Raw genomic sequence first — 8,172 nt, 5'->3', positions numbered from 1 at the left:
GTTTTTCCCCTCACCTACTTTCACAGCGTTAACAAAACCACTAAAAGATTTAGGCCCCGTCACACCGCTTGTTGCGCCAAAACCACTACACTGAGCTGTTTTAGTGTTTGATGTCCCCGGCACTGCATCGTACGTAGTCGTTGTAGTATCAGTACTCTCGATCTTTGCATGACTTCCACTACAAACCTTGCCATCGATGATGGGATGAGAGATTTCAACAGCCTTAGCAAAGTGAACAATGTCCTTACCGGAGCTTCAAGATCACTTAACGTATAGAAGCATATACGTAGTCCTTTACAAGTGTTTTAGGTTATTCTACCACGGAATAAGGTAGGAAATACACCAAGGTTCAGTACTCTAGCGTGCTGTTAGATTGGCACTCAAACCATAGTGATAAACACACCCAATCGAAAATTGCATTTCAAGATCTCTTACAATAGAAACTTAGAGTTTTAAACAAATACTACTCTAAAAACGACAAAATTGAGGACATTTGCATTACATCTGTCCCCAATTTAGCACTTATGAACGCATACCGACATTACTCGAATAAGAACAACCTCGGAGTGTTCTTCAATCCGTAAAAAACAATAAGCGATCACGTTAACTCACAAACTGTCAAATAGCATATACCCTGAACATCAAGTAACTGAGATAACACAGCCATAAAGCTATCTACTTCTGTCTTCCGTTATCGCTCTCATTGTCATCAGTAGATTTATCTTCTTCAAAGGCTTCGTCCCCCTCTGGCTCTAAACTATCAAACTCGTCGTCAACAACCTCATCATCTAAAAGCTCATCCTCAAAAGCTTCATTCTCATCCCAATCTCCGTCCTCTTCTAACTCCATGTCATCTTCATAAGGATCGTCGTAGTCTTCATCATCAAGAACATCATCTTCGTTGTGAAAGTAATCATCAGACTCATCCAAGTCCTCTAAATCATCTTCAGGTTCTTCCCCTATACCGTATAGGTCTTCAAATTCTTCTCTGTCCACAAGATCACCATCATCTTCATATCCATATTCAGCACGCTCAGGAGGATTTTCTGCACTAGAACTACCCATCAACGCCTTTAGGTCCTCACTATTCTCAGAAGCGTCAGATACAATACCTTCTTCCCCCTCGACACCACCACGAATCTTCTCAGGGTCGTATGGCTCTTGCGTAGGAATAAACGTGCTCTTTAATAGCCTACGCGTAAACGTTTTATCTTCAAAGTACTTTATTTTTCTAGATTTTATCGGATAAGTAGATTCAATTAAGAGTATTTGCTCATCTTTAGGCAACATTATAACTTCTTGAGGCAACAACAACGCCCTCTGCGTATCAGAAATATGGAGCGAGCGGGAAGCAGGATTAAGGTCCAAAAACTTCGGCCTATTTAGAGACTCCTGACTTACAGTCTTATTACCAATAAGTTGCGATATTAAGTTTGCTGTCTCTATGTTGTTGGCAGCAAAAGTTATCCGGTAAGTAGAATTAGATAGGAAAGAGTTCATTCCTGCCTCTTCGTATATACCCTTTAACTGTTCTGTATCTTGTATTATCAAAAATAATCTTACCCTGTATCCCCGAAAGTAAGCTATCCCCGTCTGGAACTGCTCCATCTTTCCAAGAGTTGGAAACTCATCCATCAAAAACAACACACCATAAGGTTCGTCATCAGAGGGTAGAGCACGACACAAAAATTCTGTTGCCTGTTGATAAAATACCTGCATCAAAGGCCTTAACCTCGTGAGATTATCAGGCGTAACCCCAACATAAACAGAAACACGCTTCCTCTTGAAATCCTGTATATTAAAATCACTAGAGGCCGTTGCCGTATCAATAAGAGGGTTAGCCCACAATTCCAAAGAAGAGTTCATGGTAGAAATAACCCCAGAGCGTTCTTTATCCGCCTTTTGCAAGAATGCAGCAATGTTCATATACGCAACAGGGTGTATTTTCTTGCCTATTGTGTCCAACACAACCGCAAGATTATACACTACGTCATCGCTACGCATCGTTCTTACAACTTCGCCAAATGACTTAACCTTTTCCGGCACTGCCAATAAATATAGCACCACCCCAACAAATAAACTCCTTGCTTCGTTGTACCAAAAGTCTTGCTCAGGCATGATAAGGTTGGCTATCTTTTGTACGTCATCTACCATCTGCCCAGGTTTTTTACTTATCCAATCTAGCGGATTATAACAATGACTAATACCGTCAGGCTGCGCAGGATTCCATACATACACTTCCTGCCCAATTTTCTTACGCCAACCACTCGTGAGGTCGTAGTTTTCAAGCTTCACATCATGCACAATTACGGAATCTTCCCAGAATAAAAGATTGGGAATTACAAAACCCACACCTTTACCAGACCCTGTAGGAGCAAAAAGAAGAGCATGTTGATAGCCATCCGCCACTAAGTAACCCCTCTGATCTTTACCTAATAAAATTCCACGTCTGCTGCGTAACCCTATTTTTCTGATATCGCGCTCTGAAGCCCAACGAGAATCACCATGTAAAGATTCTTTCTTTTTGAAAGGTCGCCAATCAATAAGCACATGACGAAGATTCCACGCAACAATACCTACAAGACCAAGAGGAGCAAAAAATGAACCCCACAACTTTAGCGAATTAGTAACACCAAACAGCTGGGGATTCCCCCACCATTTACTGATATATTGAAAGATAGTCGGCCACAACCGCATGGGGAAATCTGCAACACTTGGGTTTATTGCATTAAAATCCAAATAATCTACTCCCCATACAAAAAGTACGAAGAATACGCCAGAAATATAAAAGCAGAACTCCAATAGGCAAAACAATCCTAAAAAGAATACCAAAATATTTCGTATATGATTGGAACTATGCATATCTAGCGCTACTACAAAACAAAAGTGCCTACAAGTAATTCTAACCGTAGATTACTTATTACCCTCTGAACACTTGGTGAACAAAATGTCTGAAACGTGACGAACTCCGCCAGAGCTCCTCTTTAGCTGCACTATCACATCCACAATATTCATTATGTAATCTACAATCTGGTCTGCCGGTAATCCTGTGCCCGCCTGAATCACCATGAGCTTTAGCTGCTCAATAGCCATCCTTGGAGTATCAGCGTGCAACGTAGAAATCGAACCAGGATGCCCAGTATTAATCGCTCTCAAAAAACTAAAAGCTTCAGCACCCCTCAACTCCCCCACTATGATCCTGTCAGGGCGAAGACGCAGGCACGCTTCGATCAAATCTTGCGTACCAACACGCGCTCGACCCTGCCCACCCTTCGAGGCAAGTAAATGTACACGATTGGGGTGAGATAGAACAATTTCCCTTGAGTCTTCAACAGTAATAATCCTCTCTTCCGCAGGTATCGCTCTCAAGGCAGCATTAGTAAACGTAGTCTTCCCCGTAGAGGTACCCCCACTCACAATTATATTCTTCTTCTTTTGTACTGCCGTTTCTAAAAATTCCTTTATCTTACCCTGAGATAGCAATTCACCCAATTCGCTATTTTCATCCCTAAGCTTGTCACCCTGCTGAGCAACATGAGAAAATGCTCCCATCTTCTCATAATCCTCGAGCGACATCTGCATTGCAGAAGGCTTACGAATGGACATCACTATCTTATCGCCCTCACACGCTGGGGGAAAAACTATCTGTACACGGAAGCCGTTAGGTAAAGACGCAGAGAGCAGCGGCGTCTCCTCACTTAACTTCTGCTCCGTAGCCTGAGCAATCAGACGCCCCAGCCCCCGGAGATGAGAAGTAGTCAATGCTGGAATGTGCTCGCACCTAATCTTCCCTCTATTTTCAACCCATACTTCACACGAGTTATTGATAGAAATTTCATTGACTCCTTCTTCCGCAAATATGTCACGAAGCGGTTCGAGGTAAGTTTCTAAAGCTGCACCACCCCCAGTCATACCCTTACCTCAGTGCACTCCATCCCAATAATACTCTACCCCCATGCCTACCTCACCACATCACGAGGAAACACTACGTCTTGATTTACAAATACCTTCATTACAGTACCCTGATCCACATAAACCGTAGGAGTCTTATTTATATACCTATTCACAATATCTTTCATAGAATCAGAGAAATCCTTAACAGCGTCAGATACTATCTTCGTTGAAAGAGATGACGAAGTAGTTTTCTTCTCATCTTTACCATCCGCAGGAGTCTCAACCTTTACCGTCTCCGACCGCAACGACGGCACTTTATCGGTCACATAAGCTGTCCCCAAAGATATACCCGCCAAAAAGATAGTAGAAGTCAATATGGAGCCGACTTTATTATCTACGACACCAGAAATACCATTCCTACCCAACTCATCTGTCCCACTAGAAGCTATCTGCACATCAACACCGTGAGGCAAAATTACCCTAGACCAATTAACGTCAACCCTTGCATTGTTGCCGGAAGAATCAAAGAAATAACTACCAATAAGCCTAGACCCCTTCGGTATTACAACAGTATCCCCAGAAGAAGCATATACATCTCTTGACACTACAGCCCTGAGCACCCCGGAAATATCTGAGTTTATTGCCGTCTCTAAAACAGCATCAATCATGTGGCCTTGCAGTATTATATACCTCGTATCTCCTACCCTCGTCGCTCTAACGCTAGGAGATTGAGTTCCCTCTAGCCCCTGCCATGCAGTAAACCGAGCATCTTCCTTACCTATAGAGCCAGCACCCGATTCGTCACCAGCAAACTCCCCAGCACCACCGAACGCGATCATAGGAGCACCTCTTTTCTCTTTATCATACCCCAGGAACGACGGCTGCTCAGTTGACATCGTCTTATACGGCAAAGGTAAAGATATGTCCTTATGTTCAGGAGGAGAGATATTCCCCATTGGTGAAGGAACTTCTTGCACATTATACTCATCAATAAGCTCCTCCTCTACAGGCGGCTTAAGCAATTTTGTTACCACAGGAATATCCGGCACAGTAGGCATCACCAGCGGCGGCAACTCTGGCAACCTCGGTGGCGGCGTCAAGATTCTAGGAGCAGTCTCCTGAGCTGGCCTCCCCGCATCCTTCCTTAATTTCTCTACTTCTTTCTCTTCAATAACACGAGGAATCTGCGTATCTTCCTCATTATCCGAAGACTCCTTATTGAAGAAGAAAAAATAGTACATAAGTCCAGTAGCAATCAGCACCACTATAATAACAAAGAGCTTCTTACTCTTTGCCACACCTACTATATTAACATCATCCTCAATGTTCTCTCCGCTGCTAGAACCCCTTATTTCGTCAGCCATTCTGCACCTACTATCGACAAATTCTAACTAAGAGCCTGATTCACAACTTCTACACTCCTGCCATCACCAAAATCAAGGTAAAACAGCTCATACACCCCCTCAACTATCACATAGTCCCTAAGAAGCAGCATTTTACACGGAACTTTCTTTCCATCCTTCTTCACAACGTAGATTTTAGGAATTTCTTTGCTATCTTTACCAAACTGAAAGTATGTTAGATACCCATCATCAAAAGCCTGCGCAGGAGCTAGAGAAACGTGAGCACTTCCACCCATAAACAGATAGTTGGTTCTAGTTGCATTTGGCTCTATTTCCACATCATCAGCATCTAAACCGCTAGCCAGGCTAGGAGGAGATATCTCAAGTTTCTGTCCCATGATATCAAAATTTCTATCATTCTGCGGGTAGTAAAAACGCACTACATAAGCCAAGTCTGCTAATGCAGAATTAGCCTTACCCAACTTGTCAATACTAGACGCAGCACCTACACTCAGAGGAATCGCAGTCGATATCAAATCAAAAGCGTAACTCCGCCCCTTACTCGTCTCTATGAGCATATTAGTGTGCCCCTCTTTTTCCAGGGGCATGACATATAACTTGTTGTCCACTGGCCTTATCTTCCAATTTGCATTATCTCCTAAAGCCATAACTCGCACCGTCTCACCTTGCGAGAATTCTATATAGGAATGATAGCCATAGTTGAACACAACCGGAAAAACCTCATTCTGACTGTAGACAAACGTCTTTATTCTACTATCTACAGAAACTGGCATGCCAATATTTGAGCTGGCAAAGCATGCTTCACTCATAGATAACAGTGCTAAAGCCGTTACAAAAGCAACATAAAAATTTTTATAGAAATTCATCATCCGCCCTATAGTAAGTGATCTGGAAGCCCAAAGGGTTCACCTGTCTATCTTGTTCAGTCATCTCAAGAGAGGAATACCTAAAGGAAAGAGTAGCAATTCTATCTCTCTTTATAATCGAGCCGCTATGATTAACGAATTCCATAGTAAACCGCACCTGAACCTGCCCCCCCTCTAGATGTTGCAGAGAGCGCACCTTTAGAGCTCCTGATACAACATCTGAATAGAGCGTCATAGGACTAGAAGGGTTACTAGGACGAATCCAACTACGAAACTCGCTGTAGGTATCTTGGGACGAAAGGAGACGTACTCTCGTATAGTAGTTATACTGGAAATTGTTAGGATCATAGAGCTCACGAGCCTTTATGTACTCCACTATAAAATAATTACTTAATACCTCGTCGGCAGAATACTGTTTTACAGTCATAGGGTTTACTAGCGTTGTAATCCCTGACTTCTTTTCTATTTCTACAACGAAGGGTTCTATTGTTCTTGTTTTACCTATTCTGAAAATGACGAAAGTACTTACAGCAATACAAAACACCGACAACACTACAAGAAGAAGGAGTATATTGCGCTGCACGACCACGGACCCGTATCTATCATGATACCAATCTCCGATTTTTCCTGACACGCAATCACGATCAGAACCTGTCACGGGCTTTTTTTTTTCCTTTCCAAGACCAAACATATCCAATACCAACTAGTTGAAACAAAACCAAGCAGTGGAGAAACCAGCCCCATTGCAAGGCTGCCCAAACATCATCAGAACCTACTATTCTTTTATTTACATCAAGTTAACACAAAAATCACTTCTTAATTAGCACAACAACGTCTAGTATAGCTTTTCCATTGCGGTTTTGGTGTAGAACTATATCGTTCATACGACGCGTGATAGAGGCTTTTACCGAAGTATTTGCAAGATTCATAAGAAAGAAATCTTTTTCGAAGCTATTACTAGAATATCCAGCAACAACTAGGTGCTATATCTTCAAAGATATAAGCCCATGGGTGTATATACCAACATCAATCGTCGATTCTGAAAGTACGTGTAATCATCAGTACCCACGCTTAATCTCTTCCTTATTTGTCTAATAGCAAGGTTATATATATTATATGAACCTTTCACACTACGATAGAGAATTAGAAAGCAACTCATTAGACTTCAGTAACGTACATATAGTATTGATGATGCATCTATAATCTACCGCCCAATAGGAAGATACAGCAACCCATCTCAGGTTCTAATGAGGGGTAGAAGAAAGCACACTAATTTCTCAACAACGTAAGGTCATTACCCTTATTCTGAAATGATATCCTAGATATCTTATTCTGGTATAAACCAGGGGCCTGATAATAGCACCCAAAGTCTAATATATTAGATTACTGTAACGTACTTCCACGGCACTGACTCTATGTCCAATCTACTACTCCTAAGATAACAATGCTAGATATGGAGATACGAATCTTTCAACAACTTCACCACCTTCAATAGTTTTAGCTAGTAACCCAGCTACTATGGTTTGTTCTTCAGGGGTCAGCTCCTTTACTAGATCTTTAGCTACGGCTGTGGCGTTTCCATTCGGGACACCATCTTTCGCAGCGCTCGTCTGGAACGTTTTCCCCGTAGGCCAGTTTTTACCTTCGCCTACTCCTGCAAGGCTTACAAACTTGCTAAGAAATTTATGATCAGCTTTCCCACCGCTTGTAGCTCCAAAACCACTACATTGTGCCGTGTCCGTGCTAGCACTGGGTACAGCTTTATACGTCGTCGCATCGGTGTCCTCCCCTTTAGCATGACTTCCACTACAAACCTTACCATCGATGATGGGATGAGAAATTTCAACAGCCTTAGCAAAGTGAACAATGTCCTTACCTTATCTAATAATAGATCCTTATACATAAACCAGATATGAAATCCAAAGATTACGAGACAAAACATACCTAGAGACTGCTTTTAGATACTCGGAGGAGCGTAGTTACTTAGTCTCCTCGCATATTAAACTCATTTGTAAACGAGAGACACTACATCATAAGCTAACTCCTTA

Annotated in this window: 7 protein-coding genes; all 7 read right to left on the bottom strand. The window is 42.2% G+C overall.

Annotated features, from left to right (window positions below):
- Positions 1-59 precede the first annotated feature (59 nt).
- Complete coding sequence (locus tag KPX09_RS03435; RefSeq protein ID WP_249549005.1) at positions 60-239, bottom strand: hypothetical protein; 180 nt, start codon at positions 237-239, stop codon at positions 60-62.
- 436 nt (positions 240-675) lie between these two features.
- Positions 676-2,862 carry a type IV secretory system conjugative DNA transfer family protein gene (locus KPX09_RS03430; RefSeq protein ID WP_249549004.1) on the bottom strand — a complete coding sequence of 729 codons (2,187 nt, stop codon included), beginning with the start codon at positions 2,860-2,862 and terminating at the stop codon, positions 676-678.
- Between the two features lie 51 nt (positions 2,863-2,913).
- Positions 2,914-3,912: a P-type DNA transfer ATPase VirB11 gene (virB11, locus tag KPX09_RS03425; protein WP_249549003.1), complete on the bottom strand. Its 999-nt coding sequence runs from the start codon at positions 3,910-3,912 to the stop codon at positions 2,914-2,916.
- Positions 3,913-3,959: 47 nt separating this feature from the next.
- A complete protein-coding gene (locus KPX09_RS03420; protein ID WP_249549002.1) occupies positions 3,960-5,258 on the bottom strand; it encodes a TrbI/VirB10 family protein in 1,299 nt (432 codons plus the stop codon).
- 23 nt (positions 5,259-5,281) lie between these two features.
- Positions 5,282-6,127, bottom strand: a complete 846-nt coding sequence (gene virB9, locus KPX09_RS03415; protein WP_249549001.1) for a P-type conjugative transfer protein VirB9 — start codon at positions 6,125-6,127, stop codon at positions 5,282-5,284.
- Entirely contained in the window at positions 6,111-6,821 is a 711-nt protein-coding gene (locus KPX09_RS03410) for a virB8 family protein (protein WP_410518479.1), read from the bottom strand. Before KPX09_RS03410 ends, virB9 begins: the two co-directional genes overlap by 17 nt.
- 966 nt (positions 6,822-7,787) lie before the next feature.
- The gene (locus KPX09_RS03405) at positions 7,788-8,027 is read right to left on the bottom strand and encodes a hypothetical protein (protein ID WP_249548999.1); all 240 of its coding nucleotides are present in this window, start codon (positions 8,025-8,027) and stop codon (positions 7,788-7,790) included.
- Positions 8,028-8,172 lie beyond the last annotated feature (145 nt).

The sequence above is a fragment of the Anaplasma phagocytophilum genome (assembly GCF_023476575.1).
GTDB lineage: Bacteria > Pseudomonadota > Alphaproteobacteria > Rickettsiales > Anaplasmataceae > Anaplasma > Anaplasma phagocytophilum_A.
This window is presented reverse-complemented; position numbering and strand designations above follow the sequence as displayed.